Annotated in this window: 24 protein-coding genes, 1 tRNA gene and 1 other RNA gene; 12 read left to right on the top strand and 14 right to left on the bottom strand. The window is 74.1% G+C overall.

Annotated features, from left to right (window positions below; genetic code table 11):
- Nucleotides 1-2: 2 nt before the first annotated feature.
- The gene (locus ABD086_RS15860) at nucleotides 3-1,361 is read left to right on the top strand and encodes a vWA domain-containing protein (RefSeq protein WP_343908547.1); all 1,359 of its coding nucleotides are present in this window, start codon (nucleotides 3-5) and stop codon (nucleotides 1,359-1,361) included.
- A 123-nt stretch (nucleotides 1,362-1,484) separates the two neighbouring features.
- Here ABD086_RS15860 and ABD086_RS15855 read toward each other — a convergent pair whose 3' ends face one another.
- The 7 genes from ABD086_RS15855 to ABD086_RS15825 all read right to left on the bottom strand — a co-directional run bounded on the left by ABD086_RS15855 (nucleotide 1,485) and on the right by ABD086_RS15825 (nucleotide 8,331).
- The gene (locus ABD086_RS15855) at nucleotides 1,485-2,702 is read right to left on the bottom strand and encodes a hypothetical protein (RefSeq protein ID WP_343908546.1); all 1,218 of its coding nucleotides are present in this window, start codon (nucleotides 2,700-2,702) and stop codon (nucleotides 1,485-1,487) included.
- Complete coding sequence (locus ABD086_RS15850; protein ID WP_343908545.1) at nucleotides 2,699-3,595, bottom strand: hypothetical protein; 897 nt, start codon at nucleotides 3,593-3,595, stop codon at nucleotides 2,699-2,701. Before ABD086_RS15850 ends, ABD086_RS15855 begins: the two co-directional genes overlap by 4 nt.
- 1 nt (nucleotide 3,596) lies before the next feature.
- A complete protein-coding gene (locus ABD086_RS15845; RefSeq protein ID WP_343908544.1) occupies nucleotides 3,597-3,959 on the bottom strand; it encodes a hypothetical protein in 363 nt (120 codons plus the stop codon).
- 73 nt (nucleotides 3,960-4,032) lie between these two features.
- Nucleotides 4,033-5,235 carry a PGAP1-like alpha/beta domain-containing protein gene (locus tag ABD086_RS15840; protein WP_343908543.1) on the bottom strand — a complete coding sequence of 401 codons (1,203 nt, stop codon included), beginning with the start codon at nucleotides 5,233-5,235 and terminating at the stop codon, nucleotides 4,033-4,035.
- Nucleotides 5,232-5,555 carry a putative T7SS-secreted protein gene (locus ABD086_RS15835; RefSeq protein ID WP_343908542.1) on the bottom strand — a complete coding sequence of 108 codons (324 nt, stop codon included), beginning with the start codon at nucleotides 5,553-5,555 and terminating at the stop codon, nucleotides 5,232-5,234. The genes ABD086_RS15840 and ABD086_RS15835 overlap by 4 nt, the downstream gene beginning before the upstream one ends.
- Before the next feature lie 38 nt (nucleotides 5,556-5,593).
- A complete protein-coding gene (locus tag ABD086_RS15830) occupies nucleotides 5,594-6,775 on the bottom strand; it encodes a pyridoxal phosphate-dependent aminotransferase (RefSeq protein WP_343908541.1) in 1,182 nt (393 codons plus the stop codon).
- 95 nt (nucleotides 6,776-6,870) lie between these two features.
- Nucleotides 6,871-8,331: an FAD-binding protein gene (locus ABD086_RS15825; RefSeq protein ID WP_343908540.1), complete on the bottom strand. Its 1,461-nt coding sequence runs from the start codon at nucleotides 8,329-8,331 to the stop codon at nucleotides 6,871-6,873.
- A 45-nt stretch (nucleotides 8,332-8,376) separates the two neighbouring features.
- On the opposite strand from ABD086_RS15825, the gene ABD086_RS15820 reads away from it, so the two are divergent.
- On the top strand, nucleotides 8,377-9,312 hold the full coding sequence (locus ABD086_RS15820; protein ID WP_343908539.1) for a redoxin domain-containing protein: 936 nt from the start codon (nucleotides 8,377-8,379) through the stop codon (nucleotides 9,310-9,312).
- A gap of 56 nt (nucleotides 9,313-9,368) precedes the next feature.
- A complete protein-coding gene (locus ABD086_RS15815) occupies nucleotides 9,369-10,874 on the top strand; it encodes a potassium/proton antiporter (RefSeq protein ID WP_343908538.1) in 1,506 nt (501 codons plus the stop codon).
- Here ABD086_RS15815 and ABD086_RS15810 read toward each other — a convergent pair.
- From ABD086_RS15810 to ABD086_RS15800, 3 genes are all read right to left on the bottom strand, one after another.
- Entirely contained in the window at nucleotides 10,871-11,371 is a 501-nt protein-coding gene (locus tag ABD086_RS15810) for a LytR C-terminal domain-containing protein (RefSeq protein ID WP_343908537.1), read from the bottom strand. The two genes, ABD086_RS15815 and ABD086_RS15810, sit on opposite strands and share 4 nt — an antisense overlap.
- Complete coding sequence (locus ABD086_RS15805) at nucleotides 11,371-11,667, bottom strand: type II toxin-antitoxin system VapB family antitoxin (RefSeq protein WP_343908536.1); 297 nt, start codon at nucleotides 11,665-11,667, stop codon at nucleotides 11,371-11,373. The genes ABD086_RS15810 and ABD086_RS15805 overlap by 1 nt, the downstream gene beginning before the upstream one ends.
- A 63-nt stretch (nucleotides 11,668-11,730) precedes the next feature.
- On the bottom strand, nucleotides 11,731-11,907 hold the full coding sequence (locus ABD086_RS15800; protein WP_343908535.1) for a hypothetical protein: 177 nt from the start codon (nucleotides 11,905-11,907) through the stop codon (nucleotides 11,731-11,733).
- 132 nt (nucleotides 11,908-12,039) lie between these two features.
- Here ABD086_RS15800 and ABD086_RS15795 point away from each other — a divergent pair, with 132 nt between their 5' ends.
- Nucleotides 12,040-12,489 carry a nuclear transport factor 2 family protein gene (locus ABD086_RS15795; RefSeq protein ID WP_343908534.1) on the top strand — a complete coding sequence of 150 codons (450 nt, stop codon included), beginning with the start codon at nucleotides 12,040-12,042 and terminating at the stop codon, nucleotides 12,487-12,489.
- 122 nt (nucleotides 12,490-12,611) lie between these two features.
- Here ABD086_RS15795 and eccCa read toward each other — a convergent pair whose 3' ends face one another.
- Complete coding sequence (gene eccCa, locus ABD086_RS15790) at nucleotides 12,612-16,592, bottom strand: type VII secretion protein EccCa (protein WP_343908533.1); 3,981 nt, start codon at nucleotides 16,590-16,592, stop codon at nucleotides 12,612-12,614.
- A gap of 61 nt (nucleotides 16,593-16,653) precedes the next feature.
- Here eccCa and ABD086_RS15785 point away from each other — a divergent pair, with 61 nt between their 5' ends.
- The 6 genes from ABD086_RS15785 (at nucleotide 16,654) to ABD086_RS15760 (ending at nucleotide 23,047) form a co-directional block, all read left to right on the top strand.
- Nucleotides 16,654-18,027 (top strand): hypothetical protein, encoded by a 1,374-nt coding sequence (locus tag ABD086_RS15785; RefSeq protein ID WP_343908532.1) that lies wholly within the window; start codon nucleotides 16,654-16,656, stop codon nucleotides 18,025-18,027.
- Nucleotides 18,028-18,156: 129 nt separating this feature from the next.
- Nucleotides 18,157-18,477 (top strand): WXG100 family type VII secretion target, encoded by a 321-nt coding sequence (locus ABD086_RS15780; RefSeq protein WP_343908531.1) that lies wholly within the window; start codon nucleotides 18,157-18,159, stop codon nucleotides 18,475-18,477.
- 34 nt (nucleotides 18,478-18,511) lie between these two features.
- Nucleotides 18,512-18,808: a WXG100 family type VII secretion target gene (locus tag ABD086_RS15775; protein WP_343908530.1), complete on the top strand. Its 297-nt coding sequence runs from the start codon at nucleotides 18,512-18,514 to the stop codon at nucleotides 18,806-18,808.
- 82 nt (nucleotides 18,809-18,890) lie between these two features.
- Nucleotides 18,891-20,240 carry a type VII secretion integral membrane protein EccD gene (gene eccD, locus ABD086_RS15770; protein WP_343908529.1) on the top strand — a complete coding sequence of 450 codons (1,350 nt, stop codon included), beginning with the start codon at nucleotides 18,891-18,893 and terminating at the stop codon, nucleotides 20,238-20,240.
- Between the two features lie 165 nt (nucleotides 20,241-20,405).
- Complete coding sequence (gene eccB, locus ABD086_RS15765) at nucleotides 20,406-21,836, top strand: type VII secretion protein EccB (protein WP_343908528.1); 1,431 nt, start codon at nucleotides 20,406-20,408, stop codon at nucleotides 21,834-21,836.
- Nucleotides 21,827-23,047: a S8 family serine peptidase gene (locus ABD086_RS15760; protein ID WP_343908527.1), complete on the top strand. Its 1,221-nt coding sequence runs from the start codon at nucleotides 21,827-21,829 to the stop codon at nucleotides 23,045-23,047. The genes eccB and ABD086_RS15760 overlap by 10 nt, the downstream gene beginning before the upstream one ends.
- Here the strand turns inward: ABD086_RS15760 and ABD086_RS15755 are convergent.
- The 3 genes from ABD086_RS15755 to ABD086_RS15745 all read right to left on the bottom strand — a co-directional run bounded on the left by ABD086_RS15755 (nucleotide 23,044) and on the right by ABD086_RS15745 (nucleotide 24,955).
- Nucleotides 23,044-24,246 carry a Kelch repeat-containing protein gene (locus tag ABD086_RS15755; RefSeq protein WP_343908526.1) on the bottom strand — a complete coding sequence of 401 codons (1,203 nt, stop codon included), beginning with the start codon at nucleotides 24,244-24,246 and terminating at the stop codon, nucleotides 23,044-23,046. The two genes, ABD086_RS15760 and ABD086_RS15755, sit on opposite strands and share 4 nt — an antisense overlap.
- Entirely contained in the window at nucleotides 24,236-24,739 is a 504-nt protein-coding gene (locus ABD086_RS15750; RefSeq protein ID WP_343908525.1) for a SigE family RNA polymerase sigma factor, read from the bottom strand. The genes ABD086_RS15755 and ABD086_RS15750 overlap by 11 nt, the downstream gene beginning before the upstream one ends.
- Before the next feature lie 128 nt (nucleotides 24,740-24,867).
- Nucleotides 24,868-24,955, bottom strand: a tRNA-Ser gene (locus tag ABD086_RS15745).
- A gap of 90 nt (nucleotides 24,956-25,045) precedes the next feature.
- On the opposite strand from ABD086_RS15745, the gene ffs reads away from it, so the two are divergent.
- An RNA gene (gene ffs, locus ABD086_RS15740) (signal recognition particle sRNA small type) lies at nucleotides 25,046-25,136 on the top strand.
- A gap of 66 nt (nucleotides 25,137-25,202) precedes the next feature.
- Nucleotides 25,203-26,352: DNA polymerase III subunit gamma and tau (locus ABD086_RS15735; RefSeq protein ID WP_343908524.1), on the top strand; the 1,150-nt coding region annotated here is incomplete at its 3' end.

Genomic DNA, 26,352 nt, shown 5'->3' with positions numbered 1-26,352 from the left:
CCATGAGCGGACTCGTCGATCGCCACATCAGCTTCCTGGAGGCGCTGCGCGCCGCCGGGCTGCCGGTGTCGCTCGCCGAGGACCTCGACGCGGTCGCCGCGCTGCGCGCGCTGGACTGGGACCGCCGCGAGGTGGTCCGGGCCGGGTACGCCGCCACCCTGGTCAAGAAGCAGTCCCAGCGGCCGACGTTCGACGCGCTGTTCGACGTCTACTTCCCGCGGATGGTCGGCGACGGCGCGACCGGGGCCGAGCGCGAGCCCGAGATGGACAACGCCCAGGCGCTGAGCGACTTCCGGGCCGAGCTCGAGGCGGCCCTCGCCGCCGGTGACGAGCAGGCGCTGCTGGACCTCGCGGCCGAGATGGTGGCCCGGTTCGGCGCGATGCCCGGGCGCGGTCCGGGCCTGTCGTCGTGGTCGGCCTACACCGCGCTCCAGCGGGTCGCGCCCGGCGAGCTCGTGGACCGGATCGTCCAGGCACTGCTGGCCGACGGGCGCCAGGACGACGAGGCGCGACGCGAGGCCGGGCGCCGGATCGGCGGCTTCACCGGCCTGGTCGAGGCCGACGCCCGCCGGCGGATCGCCGAGGAGAAGGGCCCGGAGCACGTCGCCAACGTCGCGATCAAGCCGAGCATCGACCGGCTCGACTTCACCGCCGCCCGGAAGGCCGACCTCGAGCAGATGCGGCGCGAGATCTACCCGCTCGCGCGGCGCCTCGCGACCCGGCTCACCCAGGAGCACCACGCGAAGCGGCGCGGCCCGCTGGACTTCCGGCGTACCGTCCGGGCGTCGGTCTCCACCGGCGGCGTCCCGCTCGTCACCCACCACCGGCCCAAGCGCCCGCACCGCACCGAGCTGGTCGTGCTCTGCGACGTGAGCGGGTCGGTGGCGAACTTCGCGCAGTTCACGCTGCTGCTCGTCTACGCGCTGCGCGACCAGTTCGAGAAGGTCCGGGCCTTCACGTTCATCGACCACGTGCACGAGGTGACCCCGCACTTCCGGCCGGGCGCCGACCCGGCCGACGTGCTCGCCGAGCTGGCCGCGAGCACCGCGCACGCGGCGCTGTGGGGCCGCACCAACTACGGCCGGGCGCTCACGAAGTTCGAGGAGTCGTACGCCGACGCGCTCGGTCCCAAGTCGTCGCTGCTCATCCTGGGCGACGCGCGCTCGAACTACTCCGACCTCCACCTCGACGCCCTGAAGCGGCTCGCCGGCGCCGCCCGGCACGCGTGGTGGCTCAACCCCGAGCACCGGCGGCACTGGGACACCGGCGACTCCGCCGCGACCCGGTACGGCGAGGTGGTGCCGATGGTCGAGTGCCGCAACCTCGCCCAGCTCGGCGAGTTCGTGCACGACATCCTCTGAGCCGCCACGTCGAATCGGGACTTTCGACACTCGAGTCGGGAGTTCTCGACAACGAGGTGTCGGAAACTCCGGACTCGACCGTCAGAAGTCCCGACTCAACCGTCAGAAGTCCCGACTCAACGTCTAGGCGAGGTAGCCCAGCCCCCGCAGGCGGTCCAGCTCCGCGCGCACCGCCGGGTGGGTGGTGGCATCGACGGCGCGGCCGCCCGCAACGTAGTCGTCGCCGTCGAAGACGACGGTGAGCCGGTTCGGCGCGTCGGCGTTCACGAGCGAGCCGAGTTGCGCGACGGGGTCGCCGCGGTCCTCGAGCGCCAGCGCGCGGACCCGGTCCGGCAGCCGTGGCACCAGGGCGGCGGGCGCCCCCGCCGTGACCACCTGGTCGACCACGTACGCGCTCGGCCGGGAGGCCAGCTCGACGGCCGCCGCACCGCCGGGCCCGCAGCCCACGAGCAGGACCCGGGCGTCGGCGGGCACGGCCTCGGCGACGGCGGAGGACGCCCGGTCGGCGTACGTCGTGTGGTCGCCGGCCACCAGGCGCAGCCGGCCGTCACCGGCGAACGTCCCGGGCAGGAACGCGACGTACCGCTGCGGCGCGACCTCGCGGACCGAGACCGCGGCGGGCGCCGTGGTCAGGGCCGTCATCAGCTCCTCGAACCCGGCCAGCGGACCGCCGCCGCCGGTGGCCGTGCGTGCCGGCGCGGGCTCCTCGACGACGGGCGCCGCGACGTCGCGCAGCGCCGCCCCGAGGTCGGCGCCGAACGGCGCCGCGCCCACGGCGCGCAGCCCCGCGCGGGCGGCGGCCGGTGCGATCTCGCCGACCGTGAGCAGCGACCGCAGCTGCAGCCCGTCGAGGAGCCCGCCCCCGCCGGCGGCGTGCTCGAGCAGCTCGGGGTTGTCGGCGACCAGCTCGTCGAGGTACGCCGCGACGTCGTCCCGGTCGAGCGCGTCGGTCTCGATCAGGCCCGCGGTGACGATCGCGCCGCCGAGCGCGACCTCGGGCGCGAGGTAGCCGATCGCGCGGCCCGCGATCGACCCCAGGGTGCGGGTGGCGGCCTCCTGGAGGTCGTCGATCCAGCGGTAGGTCAGCACCGTGGCCCGGACGACGAGCGCGTCGGCGTCCAGCTCGACGGACCGGGCGAGCAGCCCGTGCCGGCCGGTCGTCGCGGCGCGCACGTCGTCGTCGAGCTGGGCGAAGGTGGTGGGCGCGAGGTCGGCCGACTCCTCGACCGCGGGGTCGCGCAGTACCTGCTCGCCGAGCGCCGCGCGGGTCCGCATCTCGGCGCCGGCGCCGTCGAAGAGGTCGGCGAGGCGCATCAGCTCGGCGTACCGGTCGGCGGTCATCCGCAGACCTCCGCCAGCACCGGCGCCAGCTCGGCGGCGAGGTCGCCCGAGCCGACTCGGTGGATCTCCACGCGGTCGCCGTCGTGCGGGCGGAGCGCGCGCCAGCCGTCGGCCAGCAGCAGCCAGGACAGCACGCCCACCACCGTGGTGCGCTCGCCGGACACGTCGGCGACCAGCGCCCGCAGCCGGCCTCGCGCCTCGGTGGCGAGCGCCGTCAGGGCCGGCACCACCTCGAGGTCGGCGCCGTGCTGGGCGACGAGCACGGGCAGCAGGTCGGCGCGGTTGCCGCGCACCGCCTCGGCGGCACCGTCGAGGAGCTCGTACGGCAGGTCCAGCCGGTCCGGTACGCCGGAGCGGCCGGCCGGCAGGTCGTCCGGGACCACGGCGACCCGGGCGAGCTCGTCGGCCCAGCGGTCGGCGGGGAACCACGCCAGCTCGAACACGACGCCGTCCGCGGTGGCGAGCGAGGCCACGGCGTCGCCGCGCTGCCGGTGCCAGGCGCGGACCCGTGCCGGGCCGGCGGTGACGTCCAGGTCGAGGGCGACCGACGGAGCGGCGAGCAGGCCGATCGCGCCGAGCAGCCCCTCGTCGAGCGCGGTGTCGACGAGCAGGCCGCGGCGCGCCAGCGAGGCCTCCGGGGCGTGGAGCGCGCCGAGCACCCCGGCCAGGGCCGCGGCATCGGTGGCGCCGGGAGTGGGTCCGAGCCGGCCGCCGAGGGCGGCGTCGTGGGGCACGCCGTCGGGTGGGTCGTCGGGCACGAAGGGGAGCGGTGCGCCGCCGGCGTGCTCCGCGGCGAGCAGCAGCTCCGGGAGCGTCAGCGACAGCCGGCGCGGCAGGTCGTCGAGCACGCCCGCGGGGGCGGGGCGGCCAGCGCCGAGATCGACCGTCGCCATGTCACGAGCCCGGGAGGTCGACGGCCAGCCAGTCCTGGTGGCCCGGCGGTGGCGGCGTGAACTCGACGCCGTCCTCGGACAGGCGCGCGGCGCGGTGCTCGGCCTGGGCGATCGCCTCCTTGAGGCGGTCCACCTCGAGCAGCTGCGCCTCGAGGGAGTCGGCGGCGGTGTCGTGGCGGGCGGCGACGTCGCGCAGGTGCGCCGCGCGGTCGCGGATCCGCACCGCGAGGGTGTCGGCGGCGCGGCCGGTCCAGCCGACGCTCTCGGTCCGGGCGACCAGCTGGTCGGCGAGCCCCCGGATGTCGACGCCCTGCTCGCGGAGCTCCGCGGCGCGCCTGCGCATCACGTCGGTGTCGCCGTACATGCAGCACCTACCTCCGAGATCGACGGGTGCAACGGTCGGCGCATTCCCCGGATGCCCGGGCCGCAAACGCGGGTCACGGCGCGCGGACGATCTGGAACACCTGGCTGGTGACGGTCGCGCCGGGCCCGTCGCCGGACGCCAGGAACCCGCTCTCGTGCAGGCTCGCGAGCTGCTCCTGCACCGACGGGTCGGCGGACGCGTCGGCCGCCGCGGCGCCGTTCACGTAGTGCCAGTAGTCGTGGTCGCCCACGACGCCGCCGGCGCCGCCGTGGTCGGCGAACGTCACGGTGGCCTGCTGCACGGTGTCGGGGTTCGGCGCGCCGTCGGTGTGGGGTACGACGTCGCCCTGGTGCTCGAGCGAGAGCACATGCGTGCCGGCGGGGAACGACGGGACCTGCGCGGTCGGCGACCCGGCGGTGACGATGTGCGTGACGTGGAACCCGCCGCCGCCCTGGCCGAGGATCGCCGCGGCCTCCATGCCGCCCATCGAGTGGCCGACCAGCAGGACCGGGTCGTGCGGGCCGATGCCCGCCTGCGCCATCGCCTGGAGGATGCCCTGCTGGTAGCTGTTGTCCTGGCCGGCCATCAGCAGCAGGTCGGTCGGCAGGTCACGGACGTCGCCGTCCTGGGTCCAGGGCAGCGTGGTCATGTCGTCGGTGCCCGGCAGGTAGACGATGTGGCGGACGCCGTCCGGTCCGTGAATCGTCTGCACCTCGACGGTGCCGTTGAGCGGCGAGCCCGATCCCTGCGACAGCGCCGCGACGTGCTGGAGCTGGCCGACCAGCCCGGCCAGGTCGGACGGCTGCTCGCCGGAGCCCGGCACCTCGACGGCCGGGTGCCGCACACCGGGCTGCCCGTCGCCGCCGTACGTCAGCGCCAGCAGGCCGGAGTAGCGCTCCGGACCGGTGATCGCGAACAGCCGCTCCGTCATCGGCTGGAAGGCGAAGGCGACCAGGTCGTCGCAGGTGTCGATCATCGCCACCACCTCGCAGACGACGACCGCGTCGGACTCCCAGCCCAGCGACTCGACGAGCACGCCGTCCGGGCCGGTGGTGGCCGCGAGCACGGCACGCTCGGCGAGCGCGAACGTCAGCGGGGAGAGCGGTGCGGACGCCGCGAGGTCGGGGTCGCCCAGGGTCCGGACGCCGAGGCCGGACCAGTCGCGCAGCTCGGAGCCGGCGTCGTCGAAGCGGTCGGCGAGGTGGCGGACGGCGGCGTACGTGGCGGCGAGCCCGTGGGCACCTCCGGTCACGCCGGTGATCCGGGTGTCGCTCACAGCAGCTCCTTCAGCTTGTCGACGACCCCGTCGGCGGCGCCCTGGGCCGCCTCCTCGAGGTCGTGCAGCAGGTCCTTGACGTGGTCGACCTCGCGGGCGTGCCGGTCGAGGGCATCGGCGGCGTCGTCGTGGAGGCACGCGGCGCGGTACAGGGCCCGCACCCGCGCCTCGACGTGGGTGCGCATCGCGTCGGCCGCCAGGCCGTCCCACGCGACGTCGCGGGCACTGGCGCCCAGCCCGGCGGCCAGGTCGCGGATCTCGTCGCCCCGCTCGCGCAGCCGCCGGGCCAGGGCCCGGATCGTGGTCGTGTCTCCGTACATGGACGTCAGCGTCGCCGGGGCGGCGCTGTGGAGAAACGTCAGCGGTCGAGCGCTGTGGAGAGCCGCGCGAGGGCCTCCTCGATCTCCTCGCCGGGGCCGGCGAAGCTGAGCCGCACGAAGCGGCCGCCGTCGACGGTGTCGAAGTCGATCCCGGGCGCCATGGCGACGCCGGTGCGCGCCAGCAGGTCGTGGCAGAACGCCATCGTGTCGTCGGTCAGGTGTCCGACATCGGCGTACACGTAGAAGGCGCCGTCGGCCGGGGCGAGCTCGGTGATGCCGAGCCGCGGCAGCCCGTCGAGCAGCAGCGCGCGGTTGTGCGCGTAGCGCCGGACGTGGCCGTCGAGCTCGTCGTACGACGCGTCGGTGAACGCCGCGATGCTCGCCCACTGCCCGAGCACCGGCGGGCAGATCGTGAAGTTGCCGGTGAGGATGTCGGTCGCGCGGCGCAGCCGGTCGGGCACCAGCATCCAGCCGATCCGCCAGCCGGTCATCGAGAAGTACTTGGAGAAGCTCGAGAAGACGACCGCCTCGCGGCTGGTCTCCCAGGCGCTGCGCGACAAGTGAGGTTCGGCGTACTCGATGCCGTGGTAGATCTCGTCGGAGATCAGCTGGATCTTCTCCGCCTCGCAGTACGCCGCCAGCGCGGCCAGCTCGCTCGGGAGCAGCATCGTGCCGGTGGGGTTCGCGGGGCTGGCGACGACCAGGCCCTTGATGTCGCCCCCGGATTCATGGAGCTGCGCCACCTGCTCGACGGTCGGCTGGAACCGCGTCTCCGGGCCGGTCGGGATCTCGACCACCTCGCAGCCGAGCGCCGCGAGCACGTTGCGGTAGCAGGGGTAGCCGGGGCGCGCCATCGCCACCCGGTCACCGACCTCGAAGGCCGCGAGGAACGCGAGCAGGAACCCGCCGCTGCTCCCGGTCGTCACCACGACCTCGTCGGGGTGCACGTCGATGCCGTGCATGCGCCGGTGGTGCCCGGCGATCGCCTCGCGCAGCTCGAGGATCCCGGCCGCCGGCGTGTAGCCCAGCGGGTCGCCGGAGTCGAGCAGCCGCTTGGCCGCCTCGCGCACCGGCGCCGGCGCGCCCGTGCTCGGCTGCCCGGCGAGCAGGTTCACCAGGTCGCCGTGCGTGCGCTGCCGGGTGCTCGCCGCCGCCAGCAGGTCCATCACGTGGAACGGCGGGACGTTGGCCCGGCTGGCCACCTCGAACCGGTCGGTCATGGGGCGAGCGTACGGGGCGTCGGGTTTCCCCGGTCAGCCGGTGAAACCCGACGGACACGCCGATGCGGACCGGCGTGTCGCGCGGGTTTCTCCGGTCAGCCGGTGAAACCCGCCGCGCGTTTCCCGGCTCTCCGCCCGAAGAACGATCCCTCGCCGAGCTGGGTGCCGGAGCAGTAGCCCTTGCCGTCCTGGGCGATGTTGGAGGCGCAGGCGCCGGCGGCGTACAGGCCGGGGACCACCGAGCCGTCGGCGCGGAGCGCGGCGCCGTCGGCCGAGACGCGGATGCCGCCGAGGGTGAAGCCGGCGTACATCGCGTGGCCGAGCCGCAGGTCGAAGACCGCCCACGGGCCGGTGTCCTGCGGCGCCAGCCACTCCGCGCCCTTGTGGAAGTCGAGGTCCTCGCCGGCGGCGGCCATCTTGTTGTAGCGCTCGAGGGTGGCGGCGACCGAGCCCGCGGGCAGGTCGAGCGCGGTCTCGAGCTCGGCGATCGTCTCGAAGCCGTCGATCAGCGGCACCAGCGGGAACTTCGGGTACTCCACGTGCTCGCTGTCGACGATGAGGTACGCCGCGTGGTCGGGCTGCTCCATCACGAACTGCGAGGTGCGCGAGTGGTAGCTGTCCTCGGCGACGAAGCGCTCGCCGCGGCTGTTCACGATGAAGCCGGTCATCAGCGACGACGGCGGGTAGAACGGCGCGGTGATGAAGGGCTCCTCCATGTGCCGCAGCTCGGCGCCGGCCGACGCGCCGAGCCGGATCCCGAGCCCGTCGTCGTACGTCGAGCCGAGCGTGAACGGCTTCTCCGTCAGGGCGGGTGTGTACGCCGCGACCATGTCCGGGTTCATCACGAATCCGCCGGCGGCGAGCACCACCGCGGCCGCCGCGACGACGCCGGTGTCGTCGAAGGATCGCCAGGCCAGGCCGGCCACGGCGCCCTCGGCCGACACCACGAGGTTGGTCGCGCCGGTCTCGTAGCGGACCTCGACGCCCGCCTCCTCGACCCGCGCGCGCAGCAGGTCCATCACCATCTTCGTGCCCTCGGTGTCGCCGGGCACGGGGACCTTGTGGCCGCGCGGCGCCGGCACCGCGCGCTCCTTGAACGGCCAGACCTTCTCGTTGCCGGTGAACATCAGCCCCTCGGTGCCGGGCTGGATCACCGCCTTCTCGGGGTAGTAGGAGCGCTCGAACTCGAAGCCGAGCGACTCCAGCCAGTCGAAGTGCTCGACCGACCCGTCGCAGTACGCGCGGATCTTGTCGTGCTCGGGCTCCTTGGACACCGCGACCAGGTACTCGTACATCTCGTCCGGCGAGTCCGCCCAGCCGGTCGCCTGCTGCACCGCGGTGCCGCCGCCGAGGTAGAAGTGCCCGCCGGACATCGACGAGGTGCCCCCGTGGACGGCGGCGCGCTCGAGCAGCAGGACCCGCGCGCCCGCGCGGGCGGCCTCCAGCGCCGCGCACCCGCCGGCGATGCCGAAGCCGACCACCACGACGTCGTACCGCTCGGCGTCCGCGCCGAGGACGGACGGGTCGAGGACCTCGGGAAGGGCAGTACCGCTCATGCGCCCAATCTAGAACATGTTCCAGTTCCGTGCGATGCTGGCCGCGTGGTGATCCTCATCGACGTGGACGGCCGCGATCACGAGGTGGTGGCCAAGGACGTCGGGCTGTGCTGGGGGGACGTCTGCATCCCGGGCGCGGGCCCGGACGACCTCGAGGACTGGGCGGAGCGGTCCGGGCACCTCCTGGTCCGGGACACCGGCGCGAAGCAGGACGTCGTCGCGATCGCCCCCTCCGCGGAGACGCGTCGTCGTGAGCTCGCCGACCGGCGCGCACCGGCGCTGACGCTGGCCGACGTCGACGGACACCCGCTCTCCTTCGACGACCTGTCCGGCCACAAGCGGGTGCTCGTCACCTGGGCGTCCTGGTGTGGCTGCCGACACGAGCTCGGCGGCTGGCAGCGGCTGCAGGACGAGCTCGGGGACGCCGGGCTGCGGCTGTTCTCGGTCGCGCTCGACGCCGACCCCGAGGACAGCCGGCCGTGGATCGAGGCCGCCGCGCCGTCGTACCCCGTCGCGGTGGACACCGCGCACGTCACCGCGGAGCGGTACGGCATCACCAATGTCCCGTCGGTCGTCTGGGTCGACGAGCAGGACCGGATCGTGAAGCCGCCCACGATCGCGCCGGGCGACGACCAGTTCGTGGAGTTCACGCGGATCGACGCCGCCCGGCACCACGACGCGCTGCGCGCGTGGGTGCGTGACGGCGTGCTGCCCGAGCGCGCGGACGCACCCGAGCGCACCGACGAGGAGCAGCGCGCGCTCGCGCACCGGCGGATCGCGGCGCACCACCAGCGGGCCGGCCGGACCGCCGCCGCGAGGCGGCAGCTCGCGATCGCGCAGGAGCTGGCGCCCTGGGACTGGACCGTGCGCCGGGGCGGCATCGCGATGACCGGCGGCGACCCGTTCCTGGGCGAGGAGTTCACGTCGTTCTGGCAGGAGTGGGACGCCTCGGGCCGCCCGGGGTACACCCCGACCGGGTGACGGTGCACCACCGATAGACTCAGGTCCCGCCGCCCCGACGATGGCCGAGGTTGACCGTGTCGTTCGACGTCCACCAGCTCGACACGTTCGTGCTCGTGGGCTCCGCGGTCACGCTGCTGGCGATCCTCGCCGTCCGGGTCTCGAGCCGCGCCGGCCTGCCCAGCCTGCTGATCTACCTGCTGATGGGCGTCGCGCTCGGCGAGTCCGGGGTGGGCATCCACTTCAGCGACGCCGAGCTGGCGCACTCGCTCGGCTTCGCGGCCCTGGCGGTGATCCTGGCCGAGGGTGGTCTGACGACCAGCTGGCGGCAGATGCGGTCGTCGGTCCGGCTCGGCGTCTCCCTGGCCACCATCGGCGTCGCGATCTCGGTGGCGGTGGTCGCCGTCGGGTCGCACTACCTGCTCGGGCTCCCCTGGGAGCTCGCGGTGCTGCTCGGGGCGGTCACGTCGCCGACCGACGCGGCCGCGGTGTTCTCCGTGCTCCGCGTGGTGCCGCTGCCGAAGAAGCTGACCGGCGCCCTCGAGGCCGAGTCCGGCCTCAACGACGCGCCGACGGTCGTCCTGGTCACGCTCATCTCGAGCGGCGCCACGAGCGAGCACGGCGCCCTGGCGGTGTTCGGGATCATCGTCTACGAGCTCGTGGTCGGCGCCGCCATCGGCCTCGCCGCGGGCTTCGGCGGGGCGTGGATCATGCGCCGGGCGGCGCTGCCGTCGTCCGGCCTCTACCCGCTCGCGGTGCTGACCCTGGCCTTCCTTGGGTACGGCGTCGCGGCAGCCGTGCACGGCTCCGGGTTCGCGGCGGTGTACGTCGCCGCGCTCGTGCTTGGCAACGCCGACCTGCCGCACCGGACCGCCACCCGGTCGTTCGCGGAGGGCCTCGCCTGGCTGGCCCAGATCGGGCTCTTCGTGATGCTCGGCCTGCTGCTGTCCCCGGGCCGGATCACCCTCGAGATCGTCGGCTACGCGATCGGGGCCGGCCTGATCCTGACCTTCGTCGCCCGGCCGATCTCGGTGCTCGTCAGCTCCATCGTGCAGCCGATGCCGTGGCGGGAGCTGGGCTTCATCTCCTGGGCCGGGCTGCGCGGCGCCGTCCCGATCGTGCTGACGACGATCCCGCTGGCCGAGCGGGTCCCCGACTCCACCGAACTGTTCGACCTGGTGTTCGTCATGGTGGTGATCTACACGCTGCTCACCGGCCCGACGCTGCCCGCTGTCGCCCGGGCGCTGAAGGTCGCGCGCCGGTCCGAGCCACGTGGGCTCGAGGTCGAGGCCGCACCCCTGGAGCGGATCGCGGCCGACCTGCTGCAGGTGACGATCAGCCCGGTCTCGAAGATGCACGGCGTCGAGGTCGGTGAGCTGCGGCTGCCGGGTGGCGCCTCGGTCGCCATGGTGATCCGGGACGGGGAGACGCTCGTCCCGGAGCGTCGTACCGTCCTCCGGCACGGCGACGACCTGTTGGTCGTCACGCCGCGCAAGCTGCGCGAGCAGACCGAGGAGCGGCTGCGCCAGGTCAGCGAGCGGGGCCGGCTCGCCCAGTGGCTGGGCGGCCGGAAGCTCCGCTAGAGCGGCGGGCTGCAGACGTCGGCGTCGTCCGCGGCGACCATGCTCCGCTTGCCCTTGACGACCTTCGCGAAGTCGTCGCCGACGACGACGGTCACGCCCGCGCCCAGGCCGTCGCGGCGCTGGATGTCGACCTGCCTGCCGAGGTGGGAGGCGACGAGCAGCACCGCCGGGTTGTCCGGCTCGGTCGTCCAGATCTCGACGGCGCCCACCTTCCCGGACGAGGCGTCGCCGACGTTGCCCTCCGCGAACCCGTCGTCGCGCAGGTCCTTCATCACGCGGCCGGCGAGGCCCTCGCGGGTGCCGGCGTTGTAGACGCTGACGGTGACGTCCTGCGGGAAGACCTTCTGGCCGGCGGCGATCCGCTGCGTGGTGCAGATCGGCGTGTCGACCTTCGCAGGGAGCGGCTCGGTGGCGGCGTTCCAGCCCCAGGCGGCCGCGGTGACGAGGAGTACGCCGAGGATCGCGAGGGTGATCGCCGACCGCGCGCCCTGAGCCATCAGCCCGCCATCGTGTGGACGCGGGCGTGCAGCACGTTGCGCTGCTGGAGGGCGGCCCGGAGAGCGCGGTGCAGGCCGTCCTCGAGGTAGAGCTCGCCCTGCCACTCGACGACGTGCGCGAACAGGTCGCCGTAGAACGTCGAGTCCTCGTCGAGCAGGGCCGCGAGCTGCAGCGTGTCCTTGGTCGTGACCAGCTGGTCCAGGCGGACCTGTCGCGGCGGCACGGCGGCCCACGCCCGCGACGTCAGGCCGTGGTCGGGGTAGGGCCTGCCGTCCCCGACGCGCTTGAAGATCACGCGGCGAGTGTAACGACGCCCTCCCCGACCCGGTTCACCCTCGGCGGCCAGCGGACCGGGCGGTCACGCCGACCAGCGGACCGCCTCGTCGAAGTGGTCCGCGAGCGCGTGGACCCCCCGTAGGTCCGCGCGCTCCTCCATCAGCGCGGCCAGCGCCTGCGCGTGCCGGAGCCGGAGGGCGGCGGCCCGCTGCTCGCGGACCTGCGCCAGGCTCGTCTCGGTCGTGGTGGGGTTCTCCATCTCGGCCTCCTCAGTGGTGGTGGAACGGTCGGTGGCACCACCTTGGATCGTTCACATCGCCGGGAGGTTGACCCCGCGTTACAACTGGGTTGCCGATGACGCCGGAGCAGAACTGGAATACGTTCTACTTTCGTGGACGACATCACCGCGATCAGCCAGCTCAAGTACCGCTACCTGCGCTCGCTCGACACCAAGGCCTGGGAGGAGTTCGCGGACTGCTTCGTGCCGGACGCGACCGGCGACTACAACGGGCTGGTGTTCGACGACCGGGCCGCGCTGGTGTCCTACATGAAGGAGAACCTCCCCGAGGGCTTCCTCACCATGCACCAGGTCCACCACCCGGAGATCGCCGTGGCCGGCGACGCCGCGACCGGCCGCTGGTACCTCCAGGACAAGGTGATCGTCCCGGCGCTCCGGTTCATGCTCGAGGGCGCGGCGTTCTACGACGACCGCTACGTGCGCACCCCTGACGGCTGGCGGGTCGCCCACACCGGCTACCGCCGTACCTTCGAGATCACCTACGACCTCGCCGACCTGCCGGGCACCAAGGTCAACGGGCCGGGGGAGCACACGCACGTGTAGGCGGGCACCGGGCCGCTCGAGCGCCGGACTCGTCGGGGGAAACCCGACCGACACGCCGTGCGGCGTCGGCGTGTCGGTCGGGTTTCTCCGGTCAGCCGGTGAAACCCGACGTGTCGCGCGACCTACAACGACGGCTCGGACCACGCCATCTGCACGACCTCGATCCCGCGGTCCCGGGTAATCAGGCGGCCCCGGCCGGGCGGCGCGGGCTGCGGCTTCTGGGTGCCGAGCAGCGGGCCCTCGTCGGGGCTGCCGGAGAGCAGCAGGCCGGGCATCGCCAGGTCGCGCAGCGACTGGATGACCGGCTCGTACAGCGCCCGCGACGCACCACCGGACCGGCGCGCGACGACCAGGTGGAGACCCACGTCCCGCGCCTGGGGGAGCAGCGGCTGCAGCGCGGCCACCGGCGAGCTCTGCTGGGTGGCGACCAGGTCGTAGTCGTCGACGAGCACGAACACCTCCGCGCCCGTCCACCAGGACCGGTTGCGCAGCTGGTCGGGCGTCACGTCCGGGCCCGGGATCCGGCCCTCGAGGTACGACGCGAGGTCGCGCAGCGCCGGCTGCGCCTGGGTGGCGGAGGTCAGGTAGTTCAGCAGGTACTCGTCGGGCACCTCGCCGAGCAGCGAGCGGCGGTAGTCGACGACCACCAGCTGCGCCTCCTTCGGCGTCCGGGTCCGCATCACCTCGTGGGCGTAGGCGCGGAGGATCGCGCTCTTGCCCGACTGCCCGTCGCCGAACATCAGCAGGTGCGGCTCCGCCTCCACGTCCAGGCCGACCGCGGCGAGCTCGCGCTCGTTGACCCCGAGCAGGAGGCGCCGGTCGTCGGCCGGCGCCATCGCCCGCACCTCGTCCAGCGAGATCCGCTCCGGCAGCAGCCGCAGCTTGGGGCCGGACGGGCCGCCCCAGGCGGCCGCGACCCGCTTGATGACGCCCTCGACGCCGTCGCCGAGGCTCTCGACGTCGGGGGTGCCGTCGATCCGCGGCAGCGCCGCGAGGAAGTGCAGCTTGCCCTGCACGAGACCCCGGCCCGGCCGGCCGGCCGGCACCAGTGCCGCGATCTTGCGGTCGATCTCGGAGTCCATCGGGTCGCCCAGGCGCAGCTCGAGGCGGGTGCCGAACAGGTCGCGCATCGCGGCGCGGAAGTCCGCCCACCGGGCGGCGCCGACCACGAGGTGCAGGCCGAACGTCAGGCCGCGGGTGGCCAGCTGCTGCAGCTCGGCCTCGAGGTCGTCGAAGTCGGCGCGCACGGTCGACCAGCCGTCGACGACGAGGAACACGTCGCCGTACCCGTCGTCGGCGCGACCCTCGCGGCGCCGGGACCGGTACGTCTCGATGGAGTCGATCCCGTTGGCGCGGAAGTACGCCTCGCGGCGGTCGACGACGTTCTGCACCTCGGCCACGATCCGGCGCACGACGTCGGGCTCGGAGCGGGTGCCGACGCCGGCGACGTGGGGCAGCTCCGTGAACGGCGCGAACGTGCCGCCACCGAAGTCGAGCACGTAGAACTGCGACTCCTGCGGGGTGGTCGTCAGCGACATGCTGGTGACGACCGTGCGCAGCAGGGTGCTCTTCCCGCTGCGCGGGCCGCCGACGACGGCGACGTGGCCGCCCGAGCCGGACAGGTCGATCGTGAGGATGTCGCGGCGCTGCTCGCGCGGCCGGTCGACGGTGCCCAGCGGCACCACGAGCCCGCCGGTCCCGCGCCACCGCGGGGAGACCAGGCCGAGGTCCGGGTGCTCGTTGAGGTCGGACATCAGCGCGTCGAGGGTGTCGGGCACGTCGAGCGGCGGCAGCCAGACCTGGTGCGCCTCCGGGCCGTGGCCGATCATGTGCCGCACCGCGATGTCCAGCAGCGACTCCTGGTCGCCGGGCTCGTCCAGCACCTCCGGCTCCGGCTCGGGCTCGGCGTCGACCGCGTCCAGCTTGAGCACCTCGGAGATCGTGAACGGCAAGATGCCCTGCACGTGGCCGCCCTCGTCGCGGCGTACCCGCACCCGTCCGGACGGCGGGCCCGAGACGTACGCCGCCTTGAAGCGCAGCATCGTCGTCGGGTCGGGCTTGAGGTAGCCCAGACCGGGGTCGGCGGGCAGCTCGTAGGCGTCCGGGACGCCGAGCACGGTGCGGGACTCGCCGGCACTGAAGGTGCGGAGGCCGACCCGGTACGACAGGTGCGACTCGAGCCCGCGCAGCCGGCCCTCCTCGAGCCGCTGCGAGGCCAGCAGCAGGTGCAGCCCGAGCGAGCGGCCGAGCCGGCCGATGGCCACGAACAGGTCGATGAACTCCGGCTTGGCCGAGAGCATCTCGGAGAACTCGTCGACGACGATGAACAGCGACGGCAGCGGCGCGAGGTCCTCGCCGGCGGCGCGGGCCTTCTCGTAGTCGCGCACCGAGGCGAAGTTGCCGGCGTCGCGGAGCAGCTCCTGCCGGCGCACCATCTCGCCGGACAGCGCGTCCTGCATGCGGTCGACGAGCGTGAGCTCCTGGGCCAGGTTCGTGATCACGGCGGACACGTGCGGCAGGTCGGTCATGCCGGCGAACGTCGCGCCGCCCTTGAAGTCGACGAGCACCATGTTGAGCTGCTCGGGCGAGTGGGTCAGCGCGAGGCCGAGCACCAGCGTGCGCAGGAACTCGGACTTGCCGGAGCCGGTGGCGCCGATGACCAGTCCGTGCGGGCCCATGCCCTGCTGGGCGCTCTCCTTGATGTCGAGGTGGACGACCGAGCCGCCCTCGCCGAGGCCGATCGGCACCCGCAGCCGGTCGCGGGCCGGCCGCGGCCGCCACGCCGTACCCGGGTCGAACGTCCGCACGTCGCCGAGCGCGAGCAGCTCCATGAAGTCGCTGGGCCCGGCGATCTCGCCCGACGTCGGCTCCGCCACGCCCGTCGACGTCGTGTGCAGCGGCGTCAGCCGGCGCGCGAACGCCTCGGCGGTCGCGAGCGAGCACTGGTCGGCCTTGGCCCGGACCGGCTCCTCGCGGAGCCGGAGCGCCGTCATCGGCCAGCGCCCGTCGTCGCCCTGCTCACCGTCGACCTGGATCCGCAGCCGGGTCGGGTCCTCCAGCTCGCCCCAGCGGGCCGGCAGGTCGAGGAGGGTCACGCCGTGCAGGCCGTCCGGCGGGATGACGTGGTTGCCCGGCGGCAGCTCGCCGCCGTCCAGGACGATCAGCAGGTGCGGGCTCGCCGGGCGCTCGTCGGCGCCGAAGCGGGGCCGCTCGCCGAGGTCGGGCGGCAGCAGGTTGGCCAGGTCGTTGAGCGACGTCGACACCATCCGCATCGGTCCGACGGCGTCGGACTGGCGCGTCGACTGGGCGTGCGGCAGCCACTTCACCCAGTCCCAGTGCGCGAGGTGCCGCTCCGAGGTCAGGACGGCGACCTGGAGGTGGTCGGGGGAGTGGAAGGTGGTCGCCGAGCAGATGAGCGCCCGCGCCAGCGCCCGGGCCGGATCCTCGGGCCCGCACACCTCCACCCGGTCGAAGGCGCGCAGGTCGATCGAGGCCGGCAGGTCGGGTTGGAGCCGGTGCACGACCAGGAGCCGGTGCAGCGCGGAGGCGGCGGCGGGGTCGACCTGGTCGATCGGCGTCCCCTCCGGCGGCACCAGCTCGAGCGACAGCGGCTGGGCGCACAGGCCGTACCGCACGTGCAGGAAGTTCGGGTCCGACGGGCCGTGCTCCCACACCCGCGAGCGGTCGTCGGCCAGCGCGGGGAGCGCGGACGGGTCGGGGTGGTGCCAGGTGAGCGCGCGCCGCTGCTGGTCGGCCGCCTCCCGGGCCACCTTGCGGACGTTGGCCAGGTAGCGCAGGTACTCGGTGCGGGACCCGGTCACCTGCTGGGCGCGCTGCTTCCGCTGCCGGTCCAGCTGCACGACGATGAAGCCGAGGGTCGCGAACAGGAACATGCCCGCCGCGATGAAGCCGCGACCGCCGGTCGAGCGACCCATGGTCGCGACCAGCACGATCGAGCCGAGGCTGCCGAGCATCGGGATCGCGTTCATGAGCACGCCGCTGGCGCCCTCGTTGGGCTCGAGCTGCGGCGGCGGCTGCAGCACGATCTGGCCGGTCGGCACCTCGGGTGCGTCCAGGCGGGTGCCGCGGAGCGTCGTACTCACGTGCGTCGTCTACCCCCGGGGGCCGGGGTTGACGCCTGCGAAATGTGGGGACGGTGACGGCGTGGCCGACACGCTCGCGAACCCGCACCTGCTCGCGGTGTCCGTGCACGGCCCGGCCGGCGTCCTCGACCTGGTGGTCCCGGCCGCGGCCGTGGCCTCCGACGTCGCGGCGGAGTACGCACGCCAGACGCGCACGCCGATCCCGGACCTGCACACCCGGGTCGGTGCGCCGCTGCGGTCGGACGTCCCGCTGTCCCGCGCCGGGGTCGTCACGGGCGACCTGCTGGTGGCGACGACGGGCGGGCCGGCGCCCGCCGTCCGGCGTACGACGACCGAGCGGCTCGCGCGCGGCGCCGACCCGGCGCGCGGGCTGGCCGGCCTCTGGTTCCTCGTCGCCGCGGCCGCCGCGGGGCTGGCGGGCTGGTGCGCGACCGTCGCCGACGGCGGGGCGCGGACGGCGGCCCTGCTCACGCTGGTTCTGGGAGCGGCCCTCGGGGTGGTGCCGGCCGGCCGGCTGGAGCCGTACCGGGTGGTCGCGGCGCCGGCGTTCGGCGCGGCCGCGGCCTTCGCGCTGCTCTGGGACCCGCACCCGGAGCGGCTGCCGATGCTCGTCGGCGCCGCGGGCCTCGCGGCAGCCCTGGTGGCCGCGGTGGGCCGCGCGCTCGACGAGCGGTCCGAGGAGCCGCTGCGCGTCTGGATCGTCGCCGGCGCCGGGCTCTTCCTCGCCACCGGCCTGTGCACGCTGGCCGGAGCCCCGCCCCGCGTGGCCTGGGCGGTGCTGTTGATGGCGGCCGTGCTCGCCGCGCGGTTCGTGCCGGGGCTGGCCGTCGACGTCCCGGACCAGTACCTCATCGACCTCGAGCGGCTCGCGGTCACGGCCTGGTCGGCGCGTTCGCAGCCGCCGGGCAAGCGGGGCCGCTCGGTCGTCCCGCTCGGCGCGGTCGCAGTGGTCGCCGGCCGGGGGACGCGGCTCGTGACCGCCGCGGCGACGGCCGTCCTCGTCGTGGCCCTCGTCGCCGCGCCGATGCTGCTGGCGACCGCGACCCTGCCGATCGACCGGATCGGCGCGCGGCTGCTGGTCTTCTTCGCCGGGGCGGCGCTGCTCCTCGCGGGCCGGAGCTTCCGGCACCGCGCCGCCCGGTTCCAGCTGCGGGCCGCCGGGCTCGGCTGCTGGGTCGCGCTGGCCGCGGCGCTGCTGAGGATCCTGGACGCGGAATCCCTTGCCTGGTTGGCGATCGCGGCGATCGGCGGCGCCGTGCTGATGGTCGTCGTCGCCGTCGCGGTGGGCCGCGGCTGGCGGTCCGCGTGGTGGTCGAGGAGGGCGGAGGTGGCCGAGGGACTGGCCGGCGCGTTCGCCCTCGCGTCGCTCGTCGTGGCCTCCGGATGGTTCCGCCAGCTGTGGGAGCTGGCAAGCCTGTGGGAACTCAGTTCTTGAGGTTTAGGCCACAAGGGCCCGGGTAATCGCAGACTGTCCGGCTCGGGACAGGACGCCTCGCCGGATCGCCACACAAGTCACGAGATTCTCGAAGCGGCGAGCGCCGCCACGGGGGAAGGAGATGGCGACATGTCGCAAGGCGCACCGGAGATGGGACAGGGTGAGCGCACACTCACCCGTGCCGCTGGGCTCGTCGCAGATGCCAAGGCCGACTTCGACTCGATGAGTCGCACGCTGGACGGCCAGATCGCAGGGCTCCAGGGCAAGTGGGCCGGCGCCGGCGGTAGCGCGTTCTTCGCGCTGCACCAGGCCTGGACCCAGAAGCAGCAGGTCATCACGAACGCGCTCAACGAGTTCGAGGCGTCGTTGACGTCGACCGAGCGCGACAACATGAGCACCGACGAGGCGCAGTCCGCCTCCTACAACCGCTTCTCCGGCCGGCTCGGCTGACCGCGGACACGACTCGGAACAGGGAGTGACAGAGATGAGCCTCGACGGACTGCGCGTCAACCACGCCGGCCTCGACACCGCGGCCGAGGACCTCGGCCGGACCGTCAAGCAGATCGACGACCGCCTCAACCGGCTGGAGTCCGAGCTCGCGCCGCTGCGCAGCGACTGGACCGGTAACGCCCAGCAGGCGTACCAGACCGCGAAGGCCAAGTGGGACGCCGCCATGCTGGAGATGAAGACGCTCCTCGCGGAGACCGGCACCACGGTGTCGCAGTCGAACCAGGAGTACATGGCCGCCGACCAGCGCGGCGCCGCGTCGTTCGACATCTGAGCATCAGCACGGAGGGGGTCGGCGCGCTTCGCGCCGGCCCCCTTTCTCGACCAACGGAGTCCCATGTGAACGGGTGCAGGACATGAGCCAGGCGCCGGTGCAGTCCGGCCTGGTGCGGGTGACGGTCGCGTCCGGCACCCGCCGGGTCGACCTCGTCCTCCCCGGCGCGGTCCCGGTCGCGGAGCTCGTCCCCGAGCTGGCCCGCAGCGTCGGGCTGCTGGACCCCGCCACCGTGTACGGCGGCTACCGCCTGGTCACCGCCGAGGGCCGCGAGCTCGCCACCGACGCCGGCCTGATCATCCAGGGCGTCGAGGACGGCGGGCTGATCACCGTGGCCGCCGGCGTCGATGACCGGCCGCCCCGCGTGTACGACGACGTCGTCGAGGCGATGACCGACGTCGTCGAGCAGGACCTGACCCCGTGGGAGCCGGCCTCGGGGCGGCGGACCGCCCTGACCGCCGCGGGCCTCCTGATGGCGCTCGGCGCCGTCGCCCTGCTCATCCAGCGCGGCTCGCTGCTGGCCGGGGTCGCAGCCGCGGTGGTCGCCGCTGCCCTGGTCGCCGGGGCGGTCGTGCTGTCCCGCGCGCAGCGGGACGCCGAGGCCGCGGTCGCGGTCGCCTGGATGGCGTCGCTGTACGCCGCGGTCTCCGGCCTGATGCTGGTGACCGAGGACCCGTTCTTCGGCATGCCGGTCGCGGCCGCCGGCGGCAGCGCCATGGTCGCCGGCTTCGCCTGCCTGCTCGGCCTCGGCGAGGGGCGGGCGCTGGTGATCCCCCCGGTCGTGGTGGGTGCGATCTTCCTGGCGACCGGGCTCGTCATGCAGGCCGCCGAGTTCGACCCGGCCGTCGTGCTCACCACCGTCCTGGTGCTCGTGGTGGTCGCCGGCAGCCTGCTGCCCTGGCTCGCCCTCGGCGCGACGAGCACCCGCGTCGACCAGCTCTACAGCACCGCCGACATCACCGCGGAGCCTCGCCCGGTGGACCCGGAGCGGGTGACCGCCGACGCCCGGGTCGCGCACGAGATCCTCGTCGCGGTGTCCGCCACGGTCGGGCTCCTGCTGGTGCTGATCGCGCCGCTGGCCGTCTCGCTCGGCCTCGCCGGCGCGGTCCTCGGCGTGCTGTGCTGCCTGGTCGTGATGCTGCGGACCCGCCAGTACCGCACCCGTCCCGAGGTGCTGGTCGGCCTCGTCTCCGGCATCGCCGGGCTGGTCTCGGTCGGCGTCGCCACGCTGTGGCTGCACCCGGACTGGCGGCCGACGGTGGCGGTCGTGCTGGCCGCCAGTGGCGCCGTGCTGCTCGCCGTGACCATGCTCCCGACCGCCCCGTCGGTCCGTCGCGGCCGGCTCGGCGACGTCGCGGAGTCGGTGGCGCTGCTCGCCCTGCTGCCGACCCTCGTGATCGCGGTCGGCGTCTTCTCCGCCATCCGGGGTTAGAGGTCATGACCCCTCGCCCCATGGCCTGCTACGCGCCGCCCATCACGCACGCTGGCTGCGTTCTCGTCAGTCGACGGGCAACCCCGGCCCGCCTCCTTCCTCCGCCTTGCCAGCGCACGCGCTGGACGACGCTCGCGACGGCCGAGGACGAGGGGGCATGACCTCATGGCCACCAAGAAGGACCTGGTCGAGGCGTACTCGTTCAGCCGGCGCCGGCTGGTCACCGCGTTCGTCTCCGGTGCGCCGGGCGGCCGCGAGGTGGAGCCCGCGCGGCCCGGTCGCACGATCGTGGGCGGCATCGCGCTCGCCGTGCTGCTGGCCGCCGGCGCCGCGATCGCGGGCGTCTTCGCGCCCCGCACGCCCGAGGACTGGAACCAGCCCGGCCTGATCATCTCCAAGGAGACCGGCGCGGCGTACGTCATCTTGGAGTCGGACCCGAACGAGCTGCGGCCGGTCAGCAACACCACCTCCGCGAAGCTGATCCTCGGCGCCGGCTCCGAGCCCACGCTGATCTCGCAGGCGACGATCGACCAGCAGCGGATCGGCGACGACATCGGCATCTTCGGGGCCCCGGCGAGCGTGCCCACCCCGTCGCTGCTCATCAACACCGGGTGGACGGCGTGCACCGCCGACGACCACGGCATCGCGGTGCGGGTGGCTTCCGACCCCGACGTCACCCCGGTGACCGGGCAGGGCCTGACCGTCGTGAACAACGGGGAGTACTACGTGGTCGCGCAGGCCGACCCCGCGGGGCCGGGTGCCGGCGGCACCTTCCTCTACCCGGTCCCCGAGCAGCGGGCGCCGGGCATCGACCAGACCGACGTGCTGCTGTCCCAGGTGGGCATGCCGGGCCTGCGCAACGCGGTGGAGGTCCCGCGGCAGTGGCTCACGCTCTTCCCGGCCGCGGCGCCGCTGGACTGGAAGGCCTTCGACCTCGACGGGTTCGGCGGCCCGCCGGACCAGCCGCTTCCCGACGACGCCGCGAAGGCGAAGGTCGGCGACGTGCTGCAGACCGGTGACGACGACTACTTCCTCGTGACGCGGAGCGGACCGGTGAAGCTGTCCGACTTCGCCGCGCAGGTCTACCTCGACATCGTGCTGCCGAACGACGAGCTGGCGAAGACGATCCCGGTCGGTCGCGCGCCGAGCGTCGGCTTCGGTGACGACAGCTTCCTCGCCGACACCCGGTGGCCGGCCGACCCGCCCGAGGCGCTGACCACCGATCCCTGCGCCCAGCTCACCGCGGCCCGGGGCGAGGCGCCGGTGGCGCAGCTGGTCAGCCCGGGGCCGTCGTCGGCCGTGGGCGGCACCGACGCCGGTGACGAGGACATCGTGGTCGACCCCGGCCGGGGCGCGTACGTGCTCTCCGGGGGCTGGTCGGGCTCGGCCGCCGGCGCCTCGCCGTACGTCGTCGACGCCAAGGGCCGCGCCAACCCGCTGATCGGCGCGGGCGCCGCGAGCCAGCTGGGGTACGACGACGTCGACGTCCCGGTCGTCCCGGACAGCTGGGTCGAGCTGTTCACGTGCGGCGTCCAGCTGTCGCAGCAGGCCGCGCTCCAGCCGCCGAGCGAGAAGGACCGCGCGCAGTGCGACTGACGGTCGCCGCGGCCGGGCTGGCGGTCGCCCTCACCGGTATCGCGGTGCCGCCGGCCGCCGCCGACGAGAACCCGCTGTGCGACTCGGTCCAGGCGGACAGCCCCCGGCAGCCGGTCACGCTGTCGAACGCGCCGTTCTCCCAGCTGGAGCTGCACCGGGCGCAGCTGCTGGTCCGGCACGACGCCCCGCCGGGCCCGCCGGTGCGGGTCGCGGTGCTCGACTCCGGCGTCGCGCCCGGCCGGGTCCCCGTCGCCGCGGCGCACTCGGTGGCCGGGGCCGGGCCGGTGAGCTACTACCACGGGACCGCGGTCGCCGGGCTGATCGCCGGCCCGCTCGGGGTCGCGCCGGACGCGGAGATCGTGGACGTCCGGGTGTACGACGGCGTCGACCCCACGGAGGGGAGGACGCTCACGGCGGACCGGCTCGCCGACGGCCTGAAGTGGGTCTACGAGAACGCGCGCCGGTACGACATCAAGGTCGCGAACGTGTCGCTGGCCGTGGGGGAATCCCGGCGGTTGAAGCACTGGGTGCAGCAGGTGCGGGGCCGCGGCGTGCTGGTCGTCGCCGCGGCCGGCAACCGGCCGCAGCAGGGCGACCCGTTCGACGACGAGTTCGCCGACGGCACCGCGGCGCCCGACGAGGACGCGGTCGAGATCCTCTACCCGACCACGTACGACGAGGTGATCAGCGCGTCCACGACCGCCGACGGCAGCGGGTCGGCGGACGTCACCGAGTTCGTCGTGAAGAACAGCAACACGACGGTCGCCGTACCGACCTGGGACGCGATCTCCTACGGGCTCGACGGCCGGCCCTGCGTCATTGAGCCCGCCGCCACGTCGTGGGCGGCGGCCGAGGTGAGCGGGGTGCTCGCCCTGCTGTGGCAGATGTACCCCGACGACACGGCCTCGCAGATCCAGGCGCGGCTGGTGGAGACCGCGAACGGCACGTCCGACGACCGGAACCCCCTGACCGGTGCGGGTGTCGTGCAGCCCTACGAGGCGCTGACCCGGCCGCTGGACCCGTCCCGCTCCGGCCGGGTCGAGCGCTCCACCGTGGCCGAGGGGGACGCCGCGCCGGCGGTCGCGCCCCAGCCTCGCGAGGACCTGCTCGCCGACACCCGCGACGACGCCGTCTGGTGGGGCCTCGTCGGCGGCGGGCTCCTGGTGGTGGCGCTGCTGGTGCGGCCGGTCGTCGCGCGGCGGCGCTCCTAGGGGACGTCGTACGCCCAGGCGTGGGTGGTCGTCGTGCCCTGGTCGACCCGGTCGTACTGGTGTCCGGGATCGGGCAGGTAGCCGCCGAAGGTGAACAGGGTGCGGCCCGCGAGGAGGAGGCCGGGCGCGGTCAGGAACGGCTCGGGCGGGTGGACGGGGGTGAACGAGCCGTCGGCGTCGTCGTAGACGGTGCTGTCGGAGAACACGAGCGGGCCGTCGGCCGGCATTCTCCCGCCGCTCCAGAGCGTGCTCGGGCTGTCGACGGGGAGCCACGGCAGGGCGCTCCAGGCGCCGGCGGCGGGGTCGAGGGCCGCAGATCGGGTCGCGGAACGACGGGAGGCGACCCAGCCGGAGACGACCCGCTCGCCGGTCCAGTGCCACAACGAGCCGCGCAGATCGGTGTCCGGGAAGCTCACCCAGCGGGTTCCGTCCCAGAGCGCGCCGCTCGCGGAGTCGAGCCCGTCACCCATGACCACGAGGCCTGCGGGGGTCCACACCAGCGTCCGAATGCCGTGGGCGGCGACGTCCGGGCCGAGCGGGAGGGTCGACCAGGTCCCGCTGGCCAGGTCGAGCACCTGGACGGGGGTCTGCTCGTCGGTCACGTCGTGGTCGTCGAGCAGGTAGACGTGGCCGTCCGCGGCGGCGATCGTCGGCCAGGTGACCCGGTGCGGCGGATCGGGGAGCCGCCGCCAGGCGTCCGGGTCGACGTCGTAGGCCAGCAGCCCGTCGTGTGTTCCGACGACCAGAGTGTGACCGACGAACGCTGTCGCGAAGTCGGCGGCGCTCAGGTGCTCGGGCGCCGGGGCGATCGTGCGCCACGAGTCGCCGGCCGGGTCGTACGCTGCCCCGTCCTCGAGGGACGCGGACTTCTCGGAAACGCCGCCGACGACCAGCGCCTCCTCGCCGGTCCACACGACCAGCGGGAGCTTGCGCGGCGACAGGGGCAGGTCGGCGATCCGGTACCAGCCCGTACCCAGGCCGGCGGGCGGCTCCGGCCGGGGCCGGTCGGAGCGGCCGAGGAACGCCGTACCCCCGAGCACCAGCGCGACCACGACGACGACCGCCGGCAGCGTCACCAGCGCGATGCGGCGGCGGTGCCGGCGCCGGGCGGAGCGCGCGACGGCCGCGCCGTCCAGGCCGAGCGGCGGATACGGCGTCAGCTCGTGCAGCAGGTCGCGGACCTGGTCCTCAACGGCCATCACGGGCCCCCTCTCCCAGCGCCTCGGCGAGGCCCGGCGTCAGTCGTAGGTGCTGCAGGCCGCGGGACGCGTGGGCCTTGACCGTCCCGACGGAGCAGCCGAGCGCGTCGGCCGCCTGCTGCTCGGTGAGGTCCTCGAAGTACCGGAGCACCAGCACCGCCCGCTGCCGTGGCGGCAGCGTCGCCAGCGCGGTCAGCAAGGAGAGCCGCAGGTCGGTGCCCCCGGCCGCGCTCGCCTGCTCGGGCACGTCCGCCGTGGGCACCTCGCCGGTCCAGCGGCGCCGGCGCCACGACAGGTACGTCGTCAGCATCACCCGGCGCACGTACGCCTCCGGGTGCTCGACCTCCCGGCCCCACCGCGGCCACGACTTCTCCAGCGACACCTGCACCAGGTCTTGCGCGAGGTGCCAGTCGCCGGTCAGCAGCCACGCGGCCCGCAGCAGCGCGGGCGACCGCTGGCTGACGAACTCCGCGAACTGCTCGCTGTCCCGCACGTCCCGCCCTTTCGCCGTCCTCACCAGTATCGGAGCGGCTGCGGGGGCGCAATGGTTGAGACGCAGATCGGGTCGTCCGCCTCACGGCGGCGAATGACCCCGTGAGAAGCGGACGACCCGATCTCGTGTGGCGGAGGTAGGGGGATTCGAACCCCCGAGGGCGTTAACCCAACCCGCTTTCCAAGCGAGCGCCATAGGCCACTAGGCGATACCTCCGCCGAGGAGGGTACCGGTCCGCGGCGGGGGCGGCGAAATCGGCCGGGTCCGCTTTGGAGGGCCGGACGCCACTCACCTACACTCGTCCGCAACCCCCCGTGTGGCGGCATCTCGCCCAACTCCCCCAGGGCCGGAAGGCAGCAAGGGTAAGTGAGCTCTGCCGGGTACGCGGGGGGCCTTTTCATGTCCAGAGGTCCCTCGCTCCGCCCCGCTACCGGCTGTCGGAGCGGGTGGTTAGGGTTCATGCGTGGAGTCACCCCTCGCGCTGTACCGCCGCTACCGGCCCGAGACGTTCGCCGAGGTCATCGGTCAGGATCACGTCACGTCGCCGCTGCGCGCCGCGCTCGCGAACAACCGGGTCAACCACGCCTACCTCTTCTCCGGACCGCGCGGCTGCGGCAAGACCACCAGCGCCCGGATCCTGGCCCGGGCGCTGAACTGCGAGCAGGCGCCGGTCGCCGACCCGTGCGGCGAGTGCGACAGCTGCCGCGACCTGGCCCGGGGCGGGCCCGGCTCGATCGACGTGATCGAGATCGACGCCGCGTCGCACGGCGGCGTGGACGACGCCCGCGACCTGCGCGAGAAGGCGTTCTTCGCCCCGGTGCGCAGCAAGTACAAGGTCTACATCATCGACGAGGCCCACATGGTGACGACGCAGGGCTTCAACGCCCTGCTCAAGCTCGTCGAGGAGCCGCCGCCGCACCTGCGGTTCATCTTCGCGACCACCGAGCCCGACAAGGTGCTCCCGACGATCCGGTCGCGCACGCACCACTACCCGTTCCGGCTGATCCCGCCGCGCCTGCTCTCGCAGTACCTCGCCGAGCTCTGCGACAAGGAGCAGGTCTCGATCGAGCAGGCCGCCCTGCCGCTCGTCGTGCGCGCCGGCGGCGGCTCGGCGCGCGACACGCTGTCGGTGCTCGACCAGCTGCTCGGCGGCGCCGGCCCGGAGGGCGTGACCTACGACCTCGCGGCCGGCCTGCTCGGCTACACCCCCGACACCCTCCTCGACGAGGTCGTCGACGCGTTCGCGGCCGGCGACGGCGCCGCGGTCTTCGGGGTGGTCGACAAGGTCATCGAGACCGGGCAGGACCCGCGCCGGTTCACCGAGGACCTGCTGCGCCGGCTCCGCGACCTGGTCATCGTCTCCGCGGTCCCCGATGCGCCGGCCACCGGGCTGATCGACGTGTCGGAGGACCAGGGCGAGCGGCTGGTGTCGCAGGCGGCCCGGTTCGGTGCCGCCGAGCTCAGCCGGGCGGCCGACATCGCGGCGGCCGGTCTGACCGAGATGCGGGGCGCCACCGCGCCCCGGCTGCTGCTCGAGCTGCTCTGCGCGCGCATCCTGCTGCCCGGCGCCGACCACGCCACCGACGGGGTGCTGGCCCGGCTCGACCGGCTCG

The organism is Nocardioides aquiterrae, assembly GCF_039526625.1.
Classification (GTDB): domain Bacteria; phylum Actinomycetota; class Actinomycetes; order Propionibacteriales; family Nocardioidaceae; genus Nocardioides; species Nocardioides aquiterrae.
The sequence above is the reverse complement of the archived record's forward strand: the minus strand, read 5'-3'. Positions and strand labels throughout refer to the sequence as shown.